At 70.0% G+C, this 21,997-nt stretch carries 20 protein-coding genes; 14 read left to right on the forward strand and 6 right to left on the reverse strand.

Going from position 1 to position 21,997, the window contains the following annotated elements:
- Nucleotides 1–175: 175 nt before the first annotated feature.
- Nucleotides 176–994, reverse strand: a complete 819-nt coding sequence (locus J2Y70_RS21750; RefSeq protein ID WP_263396813.1) for an HDOD domain-containing protein — start codon at nucleotides 992–994, stop codon at nucleotides 176–178.
- 770 nt (nucleotides 995–1,764) lie between these two features.
- Here J2Y70_RS21750 and J2Y70_RS21755 point away from each other — a divergent pair.
- Nucleotides 1,765–2,262: a hypothetical protein gene (locus J2Y70_RS21755; protein WP_309922492.1), complete on the forward strand. Its 498-nt coding sequence runs from the start codon at nucleotides 1,765–1,767 to the stop codon at nucleotides 2,260–2,262.
- A 475-nt stretch (nucleotides 2,263–2,737) separates the two neighbouring features.
- Here the strand turns inward: J2Y70_RS21755 and J2Y70_RS21760 are convergent, their stop codons facing one another.
- The gene (locus J2Y70_RS21760; protein WP_309922496.1) at nucleotides 2,738–3,211 is read right to left on the reverse strand and encodes a DUF1456 family protein; all 474 of its coding nucleotides are present in this window, start codon (nucleotides 3,209–3,211) and stop codon (nucleotides 2,738–2,740) included.
- A 272-nt stretch (nucleotides 3,212–3,483) separates the two neighbouring features.
- On the opposite strand from J2Y70_RS21760, the gene J2Y70_RS21765 reads away from it, so the two are divergent.
- The 4 genes from J2Y70_RS21765 (at nucleotide 3,484) to glpK (ending at nucleotide 8,794) form a co-directional block, all read left to right on the forward strand.
- Entirely contained in the window at nucleotides 3,484–4,356 is an 873-nt protein-coding gene (locus J2Y70_RS21765) for a DeoR family transcriptional regulator (protein WP_309922499.1), read from the forward strand.
- Nucleotides 4,357–4,691: 335 nt separating this feature from the next.
- Nucleotides 4,692–6,203: a glycerol-3-phosphate dehydrogenase gene (gene glpD / locus J2Y70_RS21770; RefSeq protein WP_309922502.1), complete on the forward strand. Its 1,512-nt coding sequence runs from the start codon at nucleotides 4,692–4,694 to the stop codon at nucleotides 6,201–6,203.
- 176 nt (nucleotides 6,204–6,379) lie between these two features.
- Nucleotides 6,380–7,198 (forward strand): MIP/aquaporin family protein, encoded by an 819-nt coding sequence (locus tag J2Y70_RS21775; RefSeq protein ID WP_309922505.1) that lies wholly within the window; start codon nucleotides 6,380–6,382, stop codon nucleotides 7,196–7,198.
- Nucleotides 7,199–7,294: 96 nt separating this feature from the next.
- The gene (gene glpK, locus J2Y70_RS21780) at nucleotides 7,295–8,794 is read left to right on the forward strand and encodes a glycerol kinase GlpK (RefSeq protein WP_309922508.1); all 1,500 of its coding nucleotides are present in this window, start codon (nucleotides 7,295–7,297) and stop codon (nucleotides 8,792–8,794) included.
- A 120-nt stretch (nucleotides 8,795–8,914) separates the two neighbouring features.
- On the opposite strand, the gene J2Y70_RS21785 is transcribed toward glpK, so the two are convergent.
- Together J2Y70_RS21785 and J2Y70_RS21790 are read right to left on the reverse strand one after the other, a co-directional pair.
- Nucleotides 8,915–9,133, reverse strand: a complete 219-nt coding sequence (locus J2Y70_RS21785) for a hypothetical protein (RefSeq protein WP_309922510.1) — start codon at nucleotides 9,131–9,133, stop codon at nucleotides 8,915–8,917.
- Nucleotides 9,134–9,284: 151 nt separating this feature from the next.
- Nucleotides 9,285–11,408, reverse strand: a complete 2,124-nt coding sequence (locus J2Y70_RS21790) for a methyl-accepting chemotaxis protein (protein WP_309922513.1) — start codon at nucleotides 11,406–11,408, stop codon at nucleotides 9,285–9,287.
- 240 nt (nucleotides 11,409–11,648) lie between these two features.
- Between J2Y70_RS21790 and J2Y70_RS21795 the strand changes: the two genes are divergently transcribed.
- The 8 genes from J2Y70_RS21795 (at nucleotide 11,649) to J2Y70_RS21830 (ending at nucleotide 18,770) form a co-directional block, all read left to right on the forward strand.
- Entirely contained in the window at nucleotides 11,649–12,212 is a 564-nt protein-coding gene (locus J2Y70_RS21795) for a TlpA disulfide reductase family protein (RefSeq protein WP_309922579.1), read from the forward strand.
- A 4-nt stretch (nucleotides 12,213–12,216) separates the two neighbouring features.
- Complete coding sequence (locus tag J2Y70_RS21800; RefSeq protein WP_263111295.1) at nucleotides 12,217–12,432, forward strand: hypothetical protein; 216 nt, start codon at nucleotides 12,217–12,219, stop codon at nucleotides 12,430–12,432.
- A gap of 73 nt (nucleotides 12,433–12,505) precedes the next feature.
- The gene (locus J2Y70_RS21805) at nucleotides 12,506–13,186 is read left to right on the forward strand and encodes an HAD-IA family hydrolase (protein WP_309922516.1); all 681 of its coding nucleotides are present in this window, start codon (nucleotides 12,506–12,508) and stop codon (nucleotides 13,184–13,186) included.
- A 407-nt stretch (nucleotides 13,187–13,593) separates the two neighbouring features.
- A complete protein-coding gene (locus J2Y70_RS21810; protein WP_309922518.1) occupies nucleotides 13,594–14,637 on the forward strand; it encodes an aldo/keto reductase in 1,044 nt (347 codons plus the stop codon).
- The gene (locus J2Y70_RS21815) at nucleotides 14,634–15,503 is read left to right on the forward strand and encodes an amidohydrolase family protein (protein WP_309922521.1); all 870 of its coding nucleotides are present in this window, start codon (nucleotides 14,634–14,636) and stop codon (nucleotides 15,501–15,503) included. Before J2Y70_RS21810 ends, J2Y70_RS21815 begins: the two co-directional genes overlap by 4 nt.
- A 31-nt stretch (nucleotides 15,504–15,534) precedes the next feature.
- The gene (locus J2Y70_RS21820) at nucleotides 15,535–16,281 is read left to right on the forward strand and encodes an SDR family oxidoreductase (protein WP_309922524.1); all 747 of its coding nucleotides are present in this window, start codon (nucleotides 15,535–15,537) and stop codon (nucleotides 16,279–16,281) included.
- Between the two features lie 34 nt (nucleotides 16,282–16,315).
- Entirely contained in the window at nucleotides 16,316–17,173 is an 858-nt protein-coding gene (locus J2Y70_RS21825) for a fumarylacetoacetate hydrolase family protein (RefSeq protein WP_309922526.1), read from the forward strand.
- Between the two features lie 277 nt (nucleotides 17,174–17,450).
- The gene (locus J2Y70_RS21830) at nucleotides 17,451–18,770 is read left to right on the forward strand and encodes an L-fuconate dehydratase (protein WP_309922529.1); all 1,320 of its coding nucleotides are present in this window, start codon (nucleotides 17,451–17,453) and stop codon (nucleotides 18,768–18,770) included.
- Between the two features lie 442 nt (nucleotides 18,771–19,212).
- Here J2Y70_RS21830 and J2Y70_RS21835 read toward each other — a convergent pair whose 3' ends face one another.
- Nucleotides 19,213–19,590, reverse strand: coding sequence for an L-rhamnose mutarotase (locus tag J2Y70_RS21835; protein ID WP_309922533.1), 378 nt, complete (start codon nucleotides 19,588–19,590; stop codon nucleotides 19,213–19,215).
- 1 nt (nucleotide 19,591) lies between these two features.
- The gene (gene fucP, locus J2Y70_RS21840) at nucleotides 19,592–20,905 is read right to left on the reverse strand and encodes an L-fucose:H+ symporter permease (protein ID WP_263396827.1); all 1,314 of its coding nucleotides are present in this window, start codon (nucleotides 20,903–20,905) and stop codon (nucleotides 19,592–19,594) included.
- Nucleotides 20,906–21,210: 305 nt separating this feature from the next.
- Between fucP and J2Y70_RS21845 the strand changes: the two genes are divergently transcribed.
- Complete coding sequence (locus J2Y70_RS21845; protein ID WP_309922537.1) at nucleotides 21,211–21,969, forward strand: helix-turn-helix domain-containing protein; 759 nt, start codon at nucleotides 21,211–21,213, stop codon at nucleotides 21,967–21,969.
- Nucleotides 21,970–21,997 lie beyond the last annotated feature (28 nt).

Below are 21,997 nucleotides of genomic sequence, written 5' to 3' on the forward strand. Positions count from 1 at the left end.
GCGCGCGGGCCGCGCGCCGGGGGGGGCCCCGCGGGGGCGCCCCCGCCCCCCGGGGCCCCCGGGCGGGGGCGGCTCCCCCCGCGACAGGCATTACCGGGAAAGCCCGGGTCGCGGCTGAAGCCGCTCCTACAGTGGAGCCGATCGTCTTCGTTGCCGAAGACGCGGCGAGAAGCGTTTAGCGCAGCATCTCGGTGAACGCGCGGTCGGCCTCGATCACCTCCGGCAGCGCGGCGAACAGCGCGTCCAGGTCCACGTCGTCCAGCAGCGGGCCGCTGACCGCCTGCCGCGCCTCCGGGGTCGCGCCGCCGAGGCGTTCCAGCGCATCGGCGACCAGCGCCGCCTGCGCCACCACGCGCGGCATCGGTTCGCCTTCCGGCGCCTGCAGCGGCCGTGCCTGGTAGGCGATCGCGGTCTGGATCACCTGCGGCAGGTGCCAGCGCCGCGCCAGCTCGGCGCCCACTTCCGGATAGCCGAAGCCCAACTGCACGGTCTCGTCGGCGGCGCGGCCGCTGGAGGAGGCGTCGGGATGCAGCTGCGCGGCATAGTCCGGCGCGCCGGTCTGGATCAGCAGCTCGCCGATGTTGTGCATCATCCCGCAGGTGAACGCGGTTTCCGTGTCCAGGCCTTTCTGCTTGGCGAGCAGTCGGCAGATACCCGCGACCTCGAAACTGTGCAGCCAGAACGCGCGCAGGTCGAAATGCGCCGGCGCATGGAACGCGTCGGTCATCGACGAGGCCAGCACCAGCGTGCGCAAGGTGTTGAAGCCCAGGCGCAGCGCCGCGTCCTCGACGCTGGTCGATTCGCGCGCGCCGCGGAAGCGCGCCGAGTTGGCCAGGCGCAGCACCTTGGCCGCGATCACCGGGTCGCGCTCAATGCTGCGCGCCACGCTGTCCAGGCTGGTGGTGGGATTGTCGAATTGCAGGATCAGCTCCTGCGCCACCTTGGGGATGGTCGGCAGGGTGTGCAACTGATCGAACAGCACCTCTAGTTTCATGGAGACCTCAACGCGGAACGGGAAGGGACATCGCCGGCGCAGAGAGGGGGGCGGTGCCCGCCATGGATGGCGAATCCCGCGCATCGTAGACCGAATCGCGGCGTGCGGCGTGCACAGCAGGGGGTATGGTCCGTCCTGACGATGCCGACTGGACACGCTGCGAGGCGTGTGAACAACGCGCCGCGGGAGCGGCCCTGGACGCTGCGGACATCCGCGACGAAGCGGGCGCCGCTGGACAGCGCCTCGCTCCGCAACCGCTGCGCAGCGATCCGCGTCGCCGCCGATTGCCGCACGAGCGTGCGATCGCGTGGCCCGCGGTAGAGACGGCGCTGCGGGCGACCAGGCGACATCGAGATCGGTCGCGACAGGCTTCTCGATGGAAACCGCTGAGACCTGGCGCCGGCCATCGATGCCTGGATTGAAAGATGCGTGTGTGGACGCGGGCACGCGCGGGACTGCGAGTGTTGGCCGGTCGGCGATTTCCTGCCGCGGCGCGCCTCGCGCGGCCCGTGCTCATTGCTGCCAGAACGCCGTGGAGGCCGCGAGCGCGAACGCCGGCAGCGCGGCTGCGATGCGATCGACTTGGCCAGTCGTCGCGACACGCCGAAGGGCGGCGGCAGCCGCCTTCGCTGCTGGGCAAGCCTCCGCCCTGGCGGCCGGCGGCGGGTGTCATCCCGCTGTCACCGAACTGACCCAAACTTGCCGAACTGGGGAGCCGGTCCCTTCGGGCCGCGCGCCTTTCTCATCCGCGCAGGCGGCAGGATCGAACGATGAAATACGTGGTGCTGGCGCTGGTGTGCGCCCTGGCGGCCCCGGCTGCGCTGGCGCAGTCGGGATATGTGGAGATCGAGCGGCGGCTGAGTGCCGAGCAGTTGCGCGAGACCGGGCTGACCCCGGTCCAACTGGCCACGCTCAATCGCCTGTTGCGCGAGGCCGATGCCCGCGACGCGGCGCAGGCCCCGGCGCGGTCCGCGGCGGCGCCGGCGATCGCCGCGGCCGGCGGCGACGGCGCCCCCGAGCAGGGCATGATGATCGGCCTGGATGACGGCCCGATCAGCGCCCGCGTGCAGGGCGAGGTCGCCGGCTGGGCGCCGGGCACCGTGTTCGTGCTGGACAACGGCCAGCAGTGGAAGGTGCTCAAGGGCAACATGACCCTGCGCACCGCGTTGGCCTCGCCGGCGATCAAGGTCGTGCCCGGCATCGCCGGGCGCTGGTTCCTGCAGGTCGACGAAGACCTGCCGAAGGCGCGGGTCTACCGGATCCGCTGAGCGCCGCGCCTCTCGCGTAGCTTGCAGAAGCGGCTTCAATCGCGACCGAGGCAGCGGCAGGGAAGGCGCCTTCTGCCGCCGCCGGGAGCTGATAGCCCGAGGCCGCCTAGAGCCATTTCTACGGTGCATACGGCCGGCCCGCCCCCTGTGGGAGCGACTTCAGTCGCGACGAACGAAGCGGCGATCCACACCGGCCTCGGGCAGTGTGGGCACAGAAGTGCCGAAAAAAAACGCACCGCCGGCACGGCGTTTCCACCTGACTTCGGCAATCAATCGCGACCGAGGCGCGGCAGTTGCAAGACATTACCTGCCGAAGATGGCCGCGTTGGTGGTGCGATGCTGATAGTCGGTCGCCGCGCGATCCGCGGGCGCCGGGGCGCCGAACATGGTCGTGGCTGAAGCCCCGACACGAAGCAGATCGGCGCCACGCACCATAGCGCCTGTTGCCGCTACGACGCGCTTCGCTTCACCGGCCTCACCCCGCGGCACGAATCCGCAACGTCAACCCCTTGAGGAAATTGCGCAGCAACTGGTCGCCGCACAGGCGGAAATTCTTGTGCTCGGGCTGGCGGAACAGCGCCGACAGCTCCGGCTTGGAGACCGGGAAGCCGGCGTCGGCGAAGATCTGGTGCATGTCCACGTCCTTGAGCTGGAACGCCACGCGCAGCTTCTTCAGCACCACGTTGTTGGTGACCCGGGTCTCCACCGGGCGCGCCGGCAGCGTCTCGTCGCGGCCGCGGTAGTGGAACACCAGCCCGTCGAGGAAGTGCGCCAGGACCGGGTCGCTGCAGGCGACGAAGCCGTCCTCGTCTTCCTTCTTCAGGTAGGCGGGCACTTCGCTCTTGTCGATCGGGAAGGCGGGGTCGGCAAGGTGGATCGTGTCCACGATCATCTGGTCGCTCAGGTCGAGCATGTAGCGGATGGAGCGCAATACGTCGTTGGCGATCATGGCCGGTCCGGTGCTGCCGGTGGCGTCCGGCGGGGTGCGTAGTCTAGGCCGTGTCATCCGTCGCGAGTAGGCCGCGCCGCCGCCGCGCCTCGTCATGCACGCCGTCGCGACTGCGCGATGCGTGCCGAAGACCGTGGCGCGCACGGCGTCCGCACGTTTCCGGGCAGCGTGCGCGACGCGACCTCGGCCTGGTGCGCTGCGCCGTACGCGTGCGGCGATCAGGGTCAGGCCTGCGGCGTCGCCGCCCCACCAGCGTTTGCATCCGCGCGCGCATGCGCCATCATCGGCGCATGGACAATACGACTCCCAAGGCGGGCGCGGTGCCCGCGCTCAATCCGCGCCAGGAACAGCTGGTGGCGCTGGTGCGGCAGCAGGGCTATGCCGAGGTGGACGGGCTGGCCACGCGCTTCGAGGTGACCCCGCAGACCATTCGCCGCGACCTGGCGCTGCTGTGCGAGGCCGGCGTGCTGCGCCGCTACCACGGCGGCGTCAGCCTGCCGTCGAGCGTGGAGAACCTGGCCTACACCGCGCGCAAGACGCTGCAGGCGCAGGAGAAGCGGCGCATCGCCACGCTGCTGGCGCAGCACATTCCCGACGACGCCTCGCTGTTCATCAACATCGGCACCACCAACGAGGACGTGGCGCGCGCGCTGATGGGGCACAGCGGGCTGCGGGTGATCACCAACAACCTCAACGTGGCGGTGATGATGAGCGCCAACCCGAGCTTCGAGGTGATGGTCGCCGGCGGACGCGTGCGCGGTCGCGACCAGGGTGTCACCGGCGAGGCCACGATCGAGCTGATCCGCCAGTTCAAGGTGGATTTCGGCGTGATCGGCATCTCCGGCATCGATCCGGACGGCACCTTGCTGGATTTCGATTTCCACGAGGTGCGGGTGGCGCAGGCCATCATCGAGCACTCGCGGCAGGTGTTCCTGGCCGCCGACCACAGCAAGCTCGGGCGCAACGCGATGGTCCGGCTGGGCTCGATCGCGCGGGTCCAGGCCTGGTTCACCGATCGCGCGCCGCCGCCGGAACTGGCCGCGGTGCTGGCCGAGGCCGGCACCCGCGTGTTCGTCGCCGACAGCGACGACGCAGGTGCGGATGCAGCGGATGCGGTGGCCGCGGGCCAGGGCGCTGCGGACTGAGTGCCTGCGCGGTAAGCAAGCAGCGGTCGCGCCGTGAGCCAATCCGGAAGCCAGCCAACTACGGCTGCGCACGCTGCGAGCTGTTGTGTGTACGTTTATGTTCGTATTATTTCGTTATTGTGACGTTAAAGCGTGCTAGCTGTCGCCGCAGATCGCGACCATGGCGCCTGCAGCGACTTGAATTTCCTTTGCTGGACGGCAGACTTCGGCTGCGTTCGCCCACGCTCCGCTGCACTGCAGCGTGATATGTTCGGAAATGTTCGTTTACGATCTTTTCGTCCTTCGGCGTCGGCTAGCGCTTGCCGGCCCGGGACACGAGCTTCCGGAGTCAGGCAATGAGCGAGATCTACGATGTGCTGGTGGTCGGTGGCGGCATCAACGGGGTGGGCATCGCCCGCGACGCGGTGGGCCGCGGCCTGTCGGTGTGCCTGTGCGAGCGCGACGACCTGGCCTCGCACACCTCCAGCGCCAGCACCAAGCTGATCCACGGCGGGCTGCGCTACCTGGAGCAGTACGAGTTCGCCCTGGTCGGCAAGGCGCTGGCCGAGCGCGAAGTGCTGCTGCGCCTGGCCCCGCACATCATCTGGCCGCTGCGCTTCCTGCTGCCGCACCAGCCGCACCTGCGCCCGGCATGGATGATCCGCACCGGCCTGTTCCTGTACGACCATCTCGGCCGCGGCCGCCGCACCCTGCCCGGGTCCAAGCGCATGGCGCTGCGCTCGGACCCGGTCGGCGCGCCGCTGCGCGAGGAGTTCCGCACCGGCTTCGTCTATTCCGACGCCTGGGTGCAGGACGCGCGGCTGGTGGCGCTCAATGCGATGGATGCGGCGCAGCGCGGCGCCAGGATCCTGACCCGCACCGGCTGCGTCTCCGCGCGCCGCGCCGACGGCCTGTGGCAGGTGGCGCTGCAGCACGCCGACGGCCGCCGCCAGGACGTGCAGGCGCGCGCGCTGGTCAATGCCGCCGGACCGTGGGCGGTGCAGTTCCTGGACGACGTGGCCAAGGTCGGGCACGACCACGCGCTGCGCCTGGTCAAGGGCAGCCACATCGTGGTGCCGCGGCTGTTCGACCACGACCACGCCTACATCTTCCAGCAGCCGGACCGGCGCATCGTGTTCGCGATCCCCTACGAGCACGACTTCACCCTGATCGGCACCACCGACGTGGACTACCGCGCGGATCCGTCCGCACCGAAGATCGATGCCGAGGAAACGCGTTACCTGTGCGACGCCGCCAACCGCTACTTCCTCAAGCAGATCGCGCCCAGCGATGTGGTGTGGAGCTACAGCGGCGTGCGCCCGCTGCTCGAAGACGAGGAGGACAACGCCGCCGAAGTCACCCGCGACTACCTGCTGGAACTGGACGCGGACCACGGCGCGGCGCTGCTCAACGTGTTCGGCGGCAAGCTCACCACCTACCGCAAGCTGGCCGAGGAAGCGGTGGACCGGCTGGTCGCGCACGCCGGGCGCAAGGCGCCGGCGTGGACCGCGCGCGGCGCGCCGCTGCCCGGCGGCGAACGCCGCGACATCCGCGCCTTGGCGCAGGAACTGCGCGCGGCGCGGCCGTGGCTGGCCGAGACCACCGCCGCGCGGCTGGCGCGCAACTACGGCACCCGCGCCGAACTGCTGCTGGGCGCGGCCACTTCGCTGCAGCAACTGGGCGAACACTTCGGCGCCGACCTGTACCAGGCGGAAGTGGACTACCTGCGCGAACACGAATGGGTGACCCAGGCCGACGACCTGCTGTGGCGCCGCAGCAAGCTCGGCCTGCGCATCGACGCGGCCGGCCGCCAGCGCCTGGCCGACTATCTGCAACGGGCGCCGGCCACGGCCGCCGCGCCCGCATGAGGCAAGCAGCGCGGCCGGCGTGCCCGTCCTGGGCGCCGGCCGCCCTGCGCAATCGCCGTGCGCATCGGCATCCGCCGCTGCGCGCGAACCTGGAAACGACCGTGGAGGGTGGCAGGCATGAAGACGACGAGCGGCATGATCGGCAAGACGGCAGCAGCGACGCGGGAGCCGCGCGCATGAACCGGCAACTGCTGGGCGAACTGATTTCCGAGGCGGTGGCGATGGTGATCATCATCGCCTTCGGCTGTTCGGTGGCGTGCATGTACGTGCTGTACGACCCCAGTCCCTACCAGAACGCCTACTGGGGCGTGTGCATCGCCTGGGGCCTGGCGGTGACGATCGCGATCTATGCCACCGGTTCGGTCTCCGGCACCCACGCCAACCCGGCGGTGACGCTGGCATTGGCCGTGTTCCGCGGGTTCTCGTGGAAGAAGGTGCTGCCGTACTGGGCGGCGCAGGTGATCGGCGCGTTCCTCGGCGCGGGCATCGTCTACCTGCTGTTCGCGCCGGTGATCGACCACTACAACCAGGCCCATCAGCTGACCCGCGACGCGGGCGGCGCGGCCGGGGTGTTCTTCACCGCGCCGGGCCTGGCGATCACGCCGATGCATGCGCTGCGCGACCAGGTGATCCTGACCGCGTTCCTGATCTTCGGCATCTTCGCCATCACCGAGCGCTACAACGAGGCCGCGCCCACCGCCAATTCCGGCGCGCTGATGATCGGCCTGCTGGTGGCGACCATCGGTGCCTCGATGGGCTACCTGGAAGCGTGGGCGATCAATCCGGCGCGCGATTTCGGGCCGCGCCTGTTCGCCTACTTCGCCGGCTGGGGTTCTTCGGCGCTGCCGTCGGCCAACAGCTACTGGTGGATCCCGATCGTCGGCCCGCTGATCGGCGGCGTGGTCGGCGGCGCGGCCTACCAATGGTTGATCTATCCGTTCCTGCCGGCGCGGGTCAAAGCGCTGGAGGAAGAAGCGGCGGCGCGCCAGGCCTGAGCCGACGCGCCTCGCGTGCCGGCGTCGCCGGCACGTTCCCCCGTCATTCCAGGCGCCGCCGCGGCGCGCGCCTTCACGACCCCGCAGGAGTCACCGATGGAAAAGAAATTCATCCTGGCCATCGACCAGGGCACCACCAGTTCGCGCGCGATCCTGTTCGACCGCAAGGGCCACATCGTCGGCATGGCGCAGCGCGAGTTCGGGCAGATCTTCCCGCAACCGGGCTGGGTGGAGCACAACCCGCGCGAGATCATGACCAGCGTCTACACCACGATCACCGAGCTGTTGAACAACCAGCAGGTGGACGCCAGCGCGATCGCCGGCATCGGCATCACCAACCAGCGCGAGACCGCGGTGGTGTGGGACCGCGCCACCGGCCAGCCGATCTACAACGCCATCGTCTGGCAGTCGCGGCAGACCAAGGACATCTGCGAACAGCTCAAGGCCGCCGGCCACGAGGACATGGTGCGGGCCAAGACCGGCCTGCTGATCGATGCGTATTTCTCCGGCACCAAGGTCAAGTGGATCCTCGACCACGTCGAGGGCGCGCGCGAACGCGCGCGGCGCGGCGAACTGGCGTTCGGCACCATCGACAGCTGGCTGATCTGGAACCTCACCGCCGGCAAGGTCCACGTGACCGACTACACCAACGCCTCGCGCACGCTGCTGTACAACATCCACGAGCTGCGCTGGGACGAGGAGCTGCTGCAGATGCTCGACATCCCCGCCTCGATGCTGCCCGAGGTGCGTTCCTCCAGCGAGATCTACGGCACCACCCAGGGCCAGTATTTCTATGGCCACGAAGTGCCGATCGCCGGCATCGCCGGCGACCAGCAGGCGGCACTGTTCGGCCAGGCCTGCTTCGAGCCGGGCATGGCCAAGAACACCTACGGCACCGGCTGCTTCATGCTGATGAACACCGGCGAGAAGGCGGTCGCGTCCAACACCGGCTTGCTCACCACCATCGCCTGGGGCGTGGACGGCAAGGTCGAGTACGCGCTGGAAGGGGCGATCTTCGTCGCCGGGTCGGTGGTGCAGTGGCTGCGCGACGGCCTGCGCATGTTCGGCAAGGCCAGCGACTCGGAAGCCTATGCCGAGCGCGCCGGCGACAACGACGGCGTGTACTTCGTGCCGGCCTTCGTCGGCCTGGGCGCGCCGTACTGGCGCAGCGACATCCGCGGCGCGGTGTTCGGCCTGACCCGCGGCACCACCAAGGAACACTTCATCCGCGCCGCGATCGAATCGATGGCCTACCAGACCCGCGACGTGCTGACCGCGATGCAGGTCGATTCGGGCATCGAACTGAAGGAACTGCGTGCCGACGGCGGCGCGATCAGCAACGACTTCATGGCCCAGTTCCAGAGCGACATCCTCGACGTGCCGGTGCTGCGCCCGGAAGTGGCCGAGACCACCGCGCTGGGCGCGGCCTACCTGGCCGGCCTGGCGACGGGGTTCTGGAAGGATCGCGCCGAGATCGCGCAGCAATGGGCGGTGGACCGCCGCTTCGAACCGAGCATGCCGGCCGAACGCCGCGAGGAACTGTACGCCGGCTGGAAGCAGGCGGTGGAAGCGACGATGGGCTTCCGCATCCGCTGAGCAGCGATGCGTCGTGCTGCTCCCTGTAGGAGCGGCTTCAGCCGCAACCGGGGCCTTACCGATAACGCTCCGGTCGCGGCTGAAGCCGCTCCTACAGGGTTTCCAGATTTCGGGACGGCGCTACACGTACTGCGTCGGCCCGCGCGGCCCCGGCACCGGGGCGTCGACATCGCCGACCGGATCGCTGATCGGCGGGATGGTCGGATCGATCGGCTGGTCCGGGATCGGATCCACTGGCCGGTCGGGCGTCGGATCCACCCCCGGATTCGGGACCTGGCCCGGCACCTCGTTCGGCGGCTGCTGCGGATCCTGGCCGGGATTGGGGTTGTGCATCTGCATGTGCGTCTCCGTGCATCGGATCGAGGACGCACGGTGCGCGCCGCGGCCGACGCAGCGCGTGAAGCCAGCGGCAAGGGCGGATGAAGAGTGCCCGCACAGCACGCAGCCAGGAGCCACCGGCCCAGCGATAAGCCTCGCGCTGTGCCGCGCGTTACGCCGCTGCGGCCAGCGCCGGATTGCGCGCGCCGGTGCGGAACACCGTCACCGCCGCACTCAGGCCATTGGCCTGCTCTTCCATCGCACGTGCGGCGGCGGTGGCTTCCTCGACCAGCGCGGCGTTCTGCTGGGTGGCTTCGTCCATCTGGGTGATGGTCTGGTTGACCTGTTCGATGCCGGCCGACTGTTCCTGCGAGGCGGCGGAGATCTCGGCCATGATGTCGGTGACCCGCTGTACCGACGACACGACGTCCTGCATGGTCGCGCCGGCCTGGCGCACCAGCGCCGAACCGTCGGCGACCTGCCCGACCGATGCCTCGATCAGGCCCTTGATCTCCTTGGCCGCGCTGGCCGAGCGCTGCGCGAGCGTGCGCACCTCGCTGGCGACCACCGCGAAGCCGCGGCCCTGCTCGCCGGCACGTGCCGCTTCCACCGCCGCATTGAGCGCCAGGATGTTGGTCTGGAAGGCGATGCCGTCGATCACGGAGATGATGTCGGCGATCTTCTTCGACGAGGTCTCGATGCCGTCCATCGTGCTCACCACCTGGCCGACCACCGTGCCGCCCTGCGCGGCGACCGAGGCCGCGCCGACCGCGAGTTGGTTGGCCTGGCGCGCATGCTCAGCGTTCTGCTTCACGGTTGAAGTCAGTTCTTCCATCGAGGCGGCGGTTTCCTCCAGGCTGGCCGCCTGTTGCTCGGTACGCCGCGACAGGTCGTCGTTGCCGGCGGCGATCTCGCTGGCGGCGCTGTCGATGCTCATGGCCGCGGTCTGGATGCGGCCGACGATGTCGGCCAGTCGCTCGGCGGTGGCGTTGGCGTCGTCGCGCATGGTCGCGAACACGCCGTTGAAATCGCCGTGCATGCGCGCGGTCAGGTCGCCGGCGGCGATGGATTGCAGCAGCCTGGACAGCGCGTCGAGATTGCCGTCGGCGGTGGCCATGAGCCGGTTGAGGCCGTCGATCATCGCGCGGAAGTCGTGCTGGTAGCAGGCCGCGTCGCCGCGCCGCGAGAAGTCGCCGGCCGCGGCCGCTTCCACCAGGGCGCGGATCTCGCCGTTGATCGCGACCAGGTTGCGCTTGGTCGCGTCCATCGCTTCGGTGATCTGCGCCTTCTCGCCGGGCAGGCGCGCCATGTCCAGCGCCATGTCGCCGATCGCGTAGCGCTGCATCGTCTCCAGCATCTGCTGGATCAGTTGCACCTGTGCGCCGATCAGGCCGTTGGTGTCCTCCACCATGCGCCCGTACGCGCCGGGGAAGGCGTCGGCCGTCATCCGGTAGCTGAGCTGCCCGGCCTCGTGGCGCTGCGCCATCTCCGCCTGCGCGGAAGACACCGAGGTCAGCGTGTCGACCACCTGGCCCATCGCCTGGCCGAGCATGCCGATCTCGTCGCGGTTGCGCACCTGCAGCGTGGTGACCAGGTCGCCCGCGGCGACCGAGCGCGCGGTGCGCGCCACCGCCTCGATCGGGCGCACCACCGAGCGTCGGATCCACCAGCCCACCACCAGCACCAGCGCGAACGCGGCGGCCACGGTCAGCGCCGCCGAGTACACCAGGCTGCGCCGTGCGTTCTCGGAATTGCGCTGTACCGCCGCATTCGCCAGCAGCGTGCTGCGCTCGACCAGCGCCTGCAAGGTGTCGCTGGGCTTGCGGTCCAGGCCGCGGACCGCGTCGTCGCCGACGCGGGTGTCGTAGCCGGCCGCGGCGAAGCCTTGCAGCGCGTCGCGGTAATGCCGCTCCAGCGCAGCATGCTGCTCGGCGAAATCGCGTGCCAGCGCTGCGGCCTGCGGGTCGGCCAGCGTCGTGGCCAGCGCGTGCGTGGCGCTGGCGACCTGGCGGCCTTCCTTGTCGAAAGCGGCCAGATACTTGTTGCGCATGTCCTCGGCATGGCCGCGGATCAGCACGTTCTTCCATTCCTGCACCTGCATCCGGAAATGGCGGCTGATCTGCTCGCTGGCCGAGGCCTGCGCGACCTCGCGCGGCACGTCGGTGGACAGGTTGAGCCAGGCCGAACCCAGCCCGGCCAGGGCGCACAGCAGGACCACGCCCAGGCCCAGCGCCAGGGCGCTCAGCAGCTTGGTCTGCAGGCTGACGAATGCAGTCGGATGGGGGGCGATGCGCATGGCGGCGGCTTTGAGGAGAGAGACGTACAGGCGATATCGGCGTGTCGGCGCCGTGCTTGAACGGATCGCCCATCGGCACTGGAATGCACGCCGCGACAAAGCGTGATTGCCTCCCCAGCATCGCCACGCGGTCGCAAAAACCGCACGCCAGGCGTTGACCGCGGCGGCGCGGCTGCGCAGCCTGCTGCGGACACCACAGCACGGGCGCAGCGCATGGCACGTCGGTTTCCCTGGAGTTGGTTGGCGTTGCTCGCCGCCTGCGCGCTGGTGGCGGTGCTGGCCTGGCAGAACCGCACGCTGCGCGAAGAGCGGCGCTGGTTCGTGACCCGCACCACCGAGCCGTACCTGGGCATGTACGTGCCGCAGATCGCGGCGACCGCGCTGGACGGCGCGCCGCTGACCCTGGGCGTGCCGGCGGCGGACTACCAGGTGCTGTTCTTCTTCACCACCACCTGCCCGTACTGCAAGCGCTCGGCGCCCAGCGTGGTGCAGGCGGCGCAGCGCCTGGCCGAGCAGGGCGGGGGCCGCGTGCAGCTGCTGGGCGTGTGCCATTGCAGTGCGGAACAGGCGCGCCGCTATGCCGCCGAACACCGTTTCGCATTCCCGGTGACCACGCTCACCGATCGCCGCGCGCTGATGCTGTTCCGCGCGCGCAACGTGCCGCTGATGCTGGCGCTGGATCGCGATGGCCGGGTGCGCTACGCGCGCGTCGGCGCCTTCGATACCACGGAGCGGGTGCAGGACCTGGTGGCCGCAGTGCGACGCACGGAAGTGCCGGCGGCTTTGGCAACTGTCGAGGAGTGAACTCATGAAACAGCGTTGGACAGCGTTGCGTAACGGGATGGTCGCGGCCGTGTTCCTGGCCAGCATGGGCTTCGGCGCGATGCAGGCGACCGCGGGCGACGGGATCGAAAAGGATGCATCGTGTAGCGCCTGGCAATGCGCGCAGGAGTGCGCGCCGTTCGGTGGCGAACTAGGGCCGGGCGGCCCCGGCAAGCCGCTGACCTGCTACTGCTGCGGTTGAGCCGGCGCCGGAGCCGGCAGCGGCCGGCTCCGGCTTGGGCGTGTGCCGTCGCGTCCCGCGCCAGGCTGGTGACATGGCGGGGACTGCGGCATGCTGGCGCGGCATGCGCCGCTACGACCTGATCATCTTCGATTTCGACGGCACCCTGGCCGATTCCTTCGACTGGTTCCTCGCCACCGTCAACGAGGTCGCCGACGAATTCGGCTTTCGCCGTTTCGACATGGAGCGGTTGCCGGAAATCCGCAGCCTGAGCGCGCGCGAGCTGATGGCGCGCAGCGGTCTGCGCTGGTGGCGGGTGCCGGCGGTGGCGCGGCGCATGCGCGCGCTGATGGCCGCGCAGATCGAACGCATCGCGGTGTTCGACGGCGTAGCCGAGCTGCTGGACGCGCTCGAGGGCGCGGGCGTGCAGTTGGCCCTGGTGACCTCCAACAGCCGCGACAACGTCCAGCGGGTACTCGGCGCCGAACTGACCGCGCGTTTCCGGCACATCGGCTGCGGCGCCGCGCTGCTTGGCAAGCGCCGCAAACTGCGCGCGGCGCTGAAGGCATGCGGCGTCCCGGCCGCGCGCGCCCTGTGCGTGGGCGACGAGATCCGTGATGCCGACGCCGCGCGCCAGGCCGGCATCGCCTTCGCCGGCGTCGGCTGGGGCTACACCTTGCCGGCGGCGCTGCAGCCGCATACGCCGCTGCCGCTGCTGCAGCGCCCGGCCGATCTGTGCGCACTGCTCGGCGGGCCGGCGTACACCATCGCGTGAGCGGCGCTGCCAGCGATGGCTCGGCCGCAGCGCTGACGTCGTCGCCGTGGGGCGCAGACGCCTTGGCGTCCCTGAGCCGGACCTCGTACACCGGCGTTGCTGGGGTCGTCTCAACGCACAATCCCTCGCGCCGCGCCCACGGCCGCGCCTGTGCGCGATCTGAACCATCGCTGCGCCGCCCGGCCTCTCGCTCGCCCATGTTGCGCCGCGGCGTTGATTGTTCACTTATGATTGCTATATTCATATACGAACAGTCGTGAGCGGCGCCGGTCATCCTGGCAGCCGATCCGGCACCATCCGATCTGGCCCCGCGGGGCGGAGGTGTGTGGCATGCGCAAGCCGAGCAGCAACCGATCCTGGAGGTCGAGCGGGCGGTCCGCCTCGGCGCTCGACCGAGACCGGCGCGGGTGCCGTTGAACGCCGCCCTCGCCGATGCCGAACCCGGCGCGATCGCGCAGCGTCCGCTGGGCCGCAGCGGCGTGCGGATCGCCACGCTCGGCTTCGGCGCCGCACCGATCGGCAATCTGTACGCGGAAGTGGACGAGGCGGTGGCGCTGGCCGCGGTCGCCGAGGCCCATGCCGCCGGCATCCGCCATTTCGATACCGCGCCGTACTACGGCTACGGCCTGAGCGAAAGCCGGCTGGGGCAGGGCCTGCGCGGGGTGCCGCGCGCCAGCTACACGCTGTCGACCAAGGTCGGGCGCCGCGTCTACGACGACGCCGGCGCCGCGGCGGGACGCGACGGCTTCGCCGTGGCCGGGCGCAGCGCCGCGTTCGACTACAGCCGCGACGGCGTGCTGCGCGAGTTCGAGGCCAGCCTGCAGCGGCTCGGCACCGACCACGTGGACGTGCTGCTGCTGCACGACATCGGCCGCCTCACCCACGGCGAGCGCCACCCGGCGATGCTGCGCCAGGCGCTGGACGAAGCGCTGCCGGCGATGGCCGAGCTGAAGGCCGGCGGCGCCTGCCGCGCGATCGGCATCGGCGTCAACGAGGAAGACATCGCGCTGGAACTGATGCCGCTGTTCCCGCTGGACTGCGTGATGCTGGCCGGCCGCTACACCCTGCTCGAACAGCACGCCGCGCAGCGGATCATGGCGCAGGCGCTGCAGCAGCAGATCGGCATCCTGGTCGCCGGCCCGTACAGCTCGGGCCTGCTCAGCGACGCGCGCGGCCCCGGCGACACCTACAACTACGCGCCGGTGGACGCGGCCACGCTCAAGCACGCGCAGCAGCTGTTCGCGGCCAGCGCGGCGCAGGGCGTGGACGTGGGCGCCGCGGCGCTGCAGTTCCCGCTCGCGCACCCGGCGGTCGTCGCCGTGGTCGCCGGCATGCGCACGCCGGCCGAGGTGGCCAGCGCCGCCGCGCGCTTGCGCGCGCCGATCCCGCCCGCGCTGTGGCGCGACCTGCGCAACCAGGGCCTGCTGCAGGCGCAGGTGCCGACGCCGTGAACGTGGTCGATGCGCACGTGCACTTCTGGCAGCTGGCGCGCGGCGATTACGATTGGCTGACGCCCGAACTCGCCGCGTTGTATCGCGACTTCGTGCCCGACGACCTGAGCGCCACGCTCGATGCGCACGGCGTGGACGCGATCGTCGCGGTGCAGGCGGCGCAGACCGAAGCGGAGACCCGCTACCTGCTGCAGCTGGCGCACGCGCAGCCGCGCATCGCCGGCGTGGTCGGCTGGGTCGATTTCGAGGCCGGCGACGTCGCCGCGCGCATCGCCACGCTGTGCGCCGAAGGCGACGGCCTGCTCAAGGGCCTGCGGCCGATGGTGCAGGACCTGGCCGATCCGCAGTGGCTGGCGCGGCCGCAGCTGGATCCCGCCTTCGACGCGCTGCTGCACCACGATCTGGCGTTCGATGCGCTGGTCAAGCCGCTGCACCTGCCCGCGCTGCAGGCGCGGCTGCAGCGCCATCCGTCGCTGCGCGTGGTGCTCGACCATGCCGCCAAGCCGGCGATCGGCGACGCCGGGTTCGCCGCCTGGGCCGACGGCCTGGCGCAACTCGCGCAATTCCCGAACGTGTTGTGCAAGCTGTCCGGCCTGCTCACCGAACTGCCCGCCGACGCCGACGCGACGGCGATCGAGCCCTACGTGGCGCAGGTGTTCGCCTGCTTCGGCCCGCAGCGGGTGATGTGGGGCAGCGACTGGCCGGTGCTGACCCAGCGCGCCGCTTACCGCGACTGGTTCGCGCAGGCGCAGGCGCTGGTCGCGCGGCATGCCGCCGGCCACGCCGCCGACGTGTTCGCCGGCACCGCGCGCCGCTTCTACCGCCTGCCCGACTCTCGTTCCCCCCGACCGGAACTCCCACGATGACCACGCCCGCATTCCACCACCGGAGCCGCGCATGAGCGGCCGGCTGCAAGGCAAGCGCTGCCTGATCACCGCCGCCGGCGCCGGCATCGGCCGCGAGAGCGCGCTGGCCTGCGCGCGCGAAGGCGCGCTGGTGCTGGCCACCGACATCGACGCCGCCGCGCTGCAGACGCTGGCCGCCGACGCGCCGACGATCGTCACCCAGAGGCTGGACGTCACCGACCCCGCCGCGATCCAGGCGCTGGTCGCGGCGAACCCGCCGTTCGACGTGCTGTTCAACTGCGCCGGCTACGTGCACCAGGGCAGCATCCTGGACTGCGACGAGCCGGCGTGGCGGCGCTCGTTCGCGATCAACGTCGATGCGATGTACTACCTGTGCCAGGCGGTGTTGCCGGGCATGCTGGAGCAGGGCCGCGGCAGCATCGTCAACATGTCCTCGGTGGCCTCGAGCATCAAGGGCGTGCCGAACCGCTTCGCCTACGGCGTGACCAAGGCCGCGGTGATCGGGCTGAGCAAGGCGATCGCCGCCGACTACGTGGCCAAGGGCATCCGCTGCAATGCGATCTGCCCGGGCACGATCAAGACTCCGTCGCTGGCGCAGCGCGTGCAGGCGCTGGGCGGCGACGAACAGGCGGTGTGGAAGAGCTTCACCGACCGCCAGCCGATGGGCCGCCTCGGCGACCCGCGCGAGATCGCGCAGCTGGTGGTGTACCTGGCGTCGGACGCATCGTCCTTCACCACCGGCCAGACCCACATCATCGACGGCGGCTGGTCGAACTGACCGCGCCCGCATTCCACTCCCACAAGGACACCCCATGAAACTGCTGCGCTACGGCGAACCCGGCCACGAACGTCCCGCCCTGTTGGACGCCGACGGCCATCTGCGCGACCTGTCCGCGGTGATCGACGATGTCGCCGGCGAGCACCTCACCGCCGCCGGCCTGGACAAGCTGCGCGCGCTCGATCCGGCCACGTTGCCGATGGTGGACGGCGAGGTGCGCTACGGACCGGCCGTGGGCCGCGTCGGCAAGTTCATCTGCGTCGGGCTCAACTACGCCGATCACGCCGCCGAGTCGGGCATGGCGGTGCCGGAGATGCCGATCCTCTTCATGAAGGCCACCACCGCGATCAGCGGCCCCAACGACACCGTGACCATCCCGCGCGGGTCGAAGAAAAGCGATTGGGAAGTGGAGCTGGGCGTGGTGATCGGCGACGTCGCCCGCGACGTGAGCGTGGACGAGGCGATGCGGCACGTCGCCGGCTACGCGGTGATCAACGACCTGTCCGAGCGCGAGTTCCAGCTCGAGCACGGCGGGCAGTGGGTCAAGGGCAAGAGCTGCGACGGCTTCGGCCCGCTCGGCCCGTGGCTGGTCACCGCCGACGACGTGCCGAACCCGCAGAACCTGTCGATGTGGCTGGAGGTCAACGGTCATCGCTACCAGAACGGCAGCACGCGCACGATGGTGTTCGGCGTGGCCGAGCTGGTCAGCCACATCAGCCGCTACATGACGCTGATGCCAGGCGACGTGATCAGCACCGGCACGCCGCCGGGCGTGGGCCTGGGGCAGAAGCCGCCGGTCTACCTGAAGCCGGGCGACGTGATGACACTGGGCATCGAAGGCCTGGGCGAGCAGCGCCAGGCCGTCGTCGCCCATCCCCGCGACGCGCAGTAACGCTTAAAGCCCCTCTCCCTCCGGCGACCGAAGGGAGTCCCGCGGGAGAGAGGGGTTGGGGTGAGGGTACGGGGCGAAGCCACCTCGCAATGCATGCGCAGGCAGTCTTCGCAAGCGCCTTGTTCGCACACAGCTGCGTGCTCTTACTTCGTTCGTGTTTTTGCAGGGGCGGCTGCAGTCGTGCACTCCCGCACCCTCACCCCAACCCCTCTCCCGGTGGGAGAGGGGCTCTTCACTGCATTTCTTTTCTCTTCCCGCCTCACCGACCAGGATCCCCATGAGCAAAATCGTCGCCCTCGAGACCTTCGACGTGCGTTTCCCCACTTCGCGCGAACTGGACGGTTCCGATGCGATGAATCCGGATCCGGACTACTCGGCCGCCTATCTGCGGCTGCGCACCGACACCGACGACGGCCTGGCCGGCTACGGCCTGGTGTTCACCATCGGCCGCGGCAACGACGTGCAGAGCGCGGCGATCGCGGCGCTGTCGCACCACGTGGTCGGGCGCGACGTGGACGCGGTGATCGGCGACCTGGGCGGCTTCGCGCGCAGCCTCACCGACGACTCCCAGCTGCGCTGGCTGGGCCCGGAGAAGGGCGTGATGCACATGGCCATCGGCGGCGTCATCAACGCCGCCTGGGACATGGCCGCGCGCCGCGCCGGCAAGCCGCTGTGGCGCTACATCGCCGAGCTGTCGCCGGAACAATTGGTGGCCACCATCGACTTCCGCTATCTCAGCGACGCGCTGACCCCGGACGAAGCGCTGGCCATGCTGCGCGCGGCCGAGCCGCAACGCGCCGCGCGCACGCAGGCACTGCTGGAGCAGGGCTATCCGGCCTACACCACCTCGCCCGGTTGGCTCGGCTACTCCGACGAGAAGCTGGTGCGCCTGGCCAAGGAAGCGGTGGCCGACGGCTTCCGCACGATCAAGCTCAAGGTCGGCGCCAACGTGCAGGACGACATCCGCCGCTGCCGCCTGGCGCGCGCAGCGATCGGTCCGGACATCGCGATGGCGGTGGACGCCAACCAGCGCTGGGACGTGGACCCGGCGATCGCCTGGATGCGCCAGTTGGCCGAGTTCGACATCGCCTGGATCGAAGAGCCGACCAGCCCCGACGACGTGCTCGGCCACGCCGCGATCCGCCGCGGCATCGCACCGGTGCCGGTGTCCACCGGCGAACACACCCAGAACCGGGTGGTGTTCAAGCAACTGCTGCAGGCCGGCGCGGTGGACCTGATCCAGATCGACGCCGCGCGCGTGGGCGGGGTCAACGAGAACCTGGCGATCCTGCTGCTGGCTGCGAAGTTCGGCGTGCGCGTGTTCCCGCATGCCGGCGGCGTGGGCCTGTGCGAGCTGGTGCAGCATCTGGCGATGGCCGACTTCGTCGCCATCACCGGCAAGATGGAGGACCGCGCGATCGAGTTCGTCGATCATCTGCACCAGCACTTCGTCGATCCGGTGCGGATCGAACACGGCCGCTACCTGGCCCCGACGCAGCCGGGCTTCTCGGCCGAAATGCACGCGGACTCGGTCACCCAGTTCCTGTATCCGGACGGCCCGTTCTGGAGCGCGGACCTGGCCGCGCAGCAGGCATAGCGGGAGCGACGTCACTCGCGACGAACGGAGCCGTGCGACCGTGCGGCTCCGGAACCGTCGGGACTGAAGTCCCTCCCACAGTGCACCCGGAGCGCTTGCCGTAAATCCCTGTAGGAGCGGCTTCAGCCGCGACGAACGAAGCCGTGCCGCTTCCGGGCTTCGGAAAAGTCGGGACTGAAGTCCCTCCCACAATGCACCCAGCCGGCTCGCCGCAAATCCCTGTAGGAGCGGCTTCAGCCGCGACGAACGAAGCGGTGGATTCGACGGCTTCGGAAGCCGTCGGGACCAAGTCTCTTCCACAGTGCACTCAGTCAGCTCGCCGCAAGCCCCTGTGGGAGCGACTTCAGTCGCGACGCGCGCTACCGATGCAGCCTGTCGCGGCTGAAGCCGCTCCTACAGATTGGTTGCTCGACAGAGCGGGACCGCAGCGCTGACAGAGATCTCAATCGCGCTGCTGCATCCGCGCCTGCTCCGCCACGGCCGCCCGCAACGAAAAGATCTGCAACGCTTCGCGCCACTTCTCGCCCGGCGCCGAACCGGGCAGCGGCTTCTGGAAGCGCCACATCAGTTCCTCCCAGGCCTGCACGCGCGGATCGGCGGCATCGGCGGCGGCCTTGGCCGCGGGTGAGTAGTCGTCGTCCACCTCCATCAGCATCACCAGGCGGTCGCCGCAGCGGTGGATGTCCAGTTCGCGGATGCCGGCGTTGCGCAGCGAGGCGACGATCTCCGGCCACACCGTGTCGGCGCGGTGCCAGCGTTCGTACTCGGCGATCAGCGCCGGGTCGTCGTGCAGGTCCAGCAGATAGCAGTGACGCGGCATCTCAGGCCCCCGCAGCGGGGGCGCGCGCGGCCGCGGACCGGCCCTGCGCCTGCAGCGCGAAGCCCAGGATCACCGCGAAGCACAGCGCCGGCACCGCCATCGCCCAATGGATGCCGGCCACGTCCGATACCGCGCCCATCAGCGCGGTCAGCGCCGCGCCGCCGATGATCGCCATCACGATCAGCGACGAGCCGAGCTTGCGCGCGTCGTCGCCCAGGCCTTCCAGGCCCAGCGCGAAGATGGTCGGGAACATCACCGACATGAACATGCTGCTGGCCACCAGCGCGTACAGCCCGATCCAGCCCGGCAGCGCGATCGCCACGCCGCACAGCAGCAGGTTGAGCAGCGCGAACACGCCCAGCAGCCGCGCCGGCGTCACGTAGCGCAGCAACGCGGTGCCGATGAAGCGGCCAACCATGAACAGCACCAGCGAGATGGTCAGGAAGCTCGCCGCGGTCTTTTCCGGTGTGCCCGGTACGCCGTCCTGCAGGTAGCGGATCAGGTAGCTCCAGATGCCGACCTGCGCGCCGACGTAGAAGAACTGCGCGACCACCGCGAACACGAAGCGGCCGTTGCGCAGCAGCGGGCCGAAATACGCCTTGCCGCCGCTGGCGTCGGCGCCGCTGTCGCGGGTGGCCGGGAAGCGGGTCAGCGCGATCAGTAGCGCCCACAGCACCACCACCGCACCGATGATCAGGTACGGCGTCTGCACCGCGGCCGATTCGGCGGCGAAGAAGGTCTCGCGCGCGGCCGGCGTCATCGCCGCCAGCTGCTGCGGCGTGTGCTCCACGCCGGACAGGATGAAGTGCTGGCCGATCAGCACGCCGGTGATCGACCCCAGCGGATTGAACGCCTGCGCCAGGTTCAGGCGCCGCGCCGCGCCCTCGGCGGGGCCAAGCACGGTGACCAACGGATTGGCGGTGGTTTCCAGGAACGCCAGGCCGCTGGCGATCACGAACAGTGCCAGCAGGAACAACCCGTAGGTGTGCTCCTGCGCGGCCGGATAGAACAAGAACGCGCCGGCCGCGTACAGCAGCAGCCCCAGCACCACCGCGGCCTTGTAGCTGAAGCGGCGCATGAACATCGCCGCCGGGATCGCGAACACGAAGTAGCCCAGGTAGAACGCGCTCTGCACCAGCCCGGCCTGCAGGTCGGACAGCTCGAACGCCTTCTTGAACTGCTTGATCAGGATGTCGTTGAGGTTGTTCGCCATGCCCCACAGAAAGAACAGGCTGACGATCAGGACCAGGGGCACGAGCGCGGTACGCGCCAGGTTGCCGGGCGCCGCTGTTGCGGTGTCGCTGCTGTAGTGCATGCCGCCTACCCCTCCCAGGATGTGCCGCGTCGCGTTGGGTTGTGGCCGGAGCGTACTGCGACCGCTGTCGCCATGCAAATATAAAATCCGTGTTTATATTTGCATGGCCTGACGCGGGTGCGCGATGTGTCCAACGATTGGCGCGCGCTGTCGTTGCAGGCGGCATCGCCGACGTCAACGTGGTCGGCCTCGGCGCACTCTGGGTCATCCGCGCGCCAGGCGCGGACCGGTTTCGCCGCGCTTCTGTCCCCGGACATTCGCTGTACCCTAGCGCCCTCCCACACACCCAGCCGGGCCTCGACGGAATGACCACGCCCCCGCCCAAGTACCGCGCGCCCGCCCTGGACAAGGGCCTGGACATCCTCGAGTTGCTGGCGCGCGACGCGCGGCCGATGACGATGAGCGAGATCTCGCAGGGCATCGGCCGCTCGCGCGGCGAGATCTTCCGCATGCTGCAGGTGCTCGAAGAGCGCGGCTACCTGAGCAAGGGCGGGCCGGGCGAGGGCGGCTACGTGCTGACCAACCGCCTGTTCATGCTCGGCATGCAGCAGCCGCAGGTGCAGAACGTCACGGAGCTGGCGTTGCCGGTGATGCGCCGCCTGGCCGATGCGATCCGCCAGCCGTGCCACCTGGTGGCGCCGTCGGACGACCAGATCGTGGTCATCGCGCAGATGGACGTGCCCAGCGACCTGGGCCTGGTGGTGCGCCCGGGCCATCGCCGCCCGCTCGCCCATTCCACCTCCGGGCTGGTGCTGTTCGCCTTCCAGCAGCCCGACGCGCAGGCGCGGCTGCTGCAGCGCCTGGACGCCAGCGACGTGGCCTACGACCGCGCCGCGTTCGTCGCGGCCGCCGCGCAGGTGCGTGCGCTGGGCTACAGCATCCACCCCAGCGAAGCGGTGGTCGGCGTGGTCGACCTGACCGCGCCGATCCTGCAGCACGGCAGCGCGATCTATACGCTGACCGTGCCCTTCATCGAGCGCCGCCCGCAGGAAATCGACGCGCAGGCGGCGATGCAGGCGGTGTGCGCGGCGGCGGCGGAGATCAGTGCGGCGCTGGGCGGCTAGCCTGCGCGCGGTGCGCAGGACACGGATG

It is taken from the genome of Xanthomonas sp. 1678 (genome assembly GCF_031455575.1).
Classification (GTDB): domain Bacteria; phylum Pseudomonadota; class Gammaproteobacteria; order Xanthomonadales; family Xanthomonadaceae; genus Xanthomonas_A.

Coding starts and splice junctions, on each gene's coding strand:
- J2Y70_RS21750 (WP_263396813.1), bottom strand. CDS start 994: ATGAAACTAGAGGTGCTGTTCGATCAGTTGCACACCCTGCCGACCATC.
- J2Y70_RS21755 (WP_309922492.1), top strand. CDS start 1,765: ATGAAATACGTGGTGCTGGCGCTGGTGTGCGCCCTGGCGGCCCCGGCT.
- J2Y70_RS21760 (WP_309922496.1), bottom strand. CDS start 3,211: ATGATCGCCAACGACGTATTGCGCTCCATCCGCTACATGCTCGACCTG.
- J2Y70_RS21765 (WP_309922499.1), top strand. CDS start 3,484: ATGCGCCATCATCGGCGCATGGACAATACGACTCCCAAGGCGGGCGCG.
- glpD (WP_309922502.1), top strand. CDS start 4,692: ATGAGCGAGATCTACGATGTGCTGGTGGTCGGTGGCGGCATCAACGGG.
- J2Y70_RS21775 (WP_309922505.1), top strand. CDS start 6,380: ATGAACCGGCAACTGCTGGGCGAACTGATTTCCGAGGCGGTGGCGATG.
- glpK (WP_309922508.1), top strand. CDS start 7,295: ATGGAAAAGAAATTCATCCTGGCCATCGACCAGGGCACCACCAGTTCG.
- J2Y70_RS21785 (WP_309922510.1), bottom strand. CDS start 9,133: ATGCAGATGCACAACCCCAATCCCGGCCAGGATCCGCAGCAGCCGCCG.
- J2Y70_RS21790 (WP_309922513.1), bottom strand. CDS start 11,408: ATGCGCATCGCCCCCCATCCGACTGCATTCGTCAGCCTGCAGACCAAG.
- J2Y70_RS21800 (WP_263111295.1), top strand. CDS start 12,217: ATGAAACAGCGTTGGACAGCGTTGCGTAACGGGATGGTCGCGGCCGTG.
- J2Y70_RS21805 (WP_309922516.1), top strand. CDS start 12,506: ATGGCGGGGACTGCGGCATGCTGGCGCGGCATGCGCCGCTACGACCTG.
- J2Y70_RS21820 (WP_309922524.1), top strand. CDS start 15,535: ATGAGCGGCCGGCTGCAAGGCAAGCGCTGCCTGATCACCGCCGCCGGC.
- J2Y70_RS21825 (WP_309922526.1), top strand. CDS start 16,316: ATGAAACTGCTGCGCTACGGCGAACCCGGCCACGAACGTCCCGCCCTG.
- J2Y70_RS21830 (WP_309922529.1), top strand. CDS start 17,451: ATGAGCAAAATCGTCGCCCTCGAGACCTTCGACGTGCGTTTCCCCACT.
- J2Y70_RS21835 (WP_309922533.1), bottom strand. CDS start 19,590: ATGCCGCGTCACTGCTATCTGCTGGACCTGCACGACGACCCGGCGCTG.
- fucP (WP_263396827.1), bottom strand. CDS start 20,905: ATGCACTACAGCAGCGACACCGCAACAGCGGCGCCCGGCAACCTGGCG.
- J2Y70_RS21845 (WP_309922537.1), top strand. CDS start 21,211: ATGACCACGCCCCCGCCCAAGTACCGCGCGCCCGCCCTGGACAAGGGC.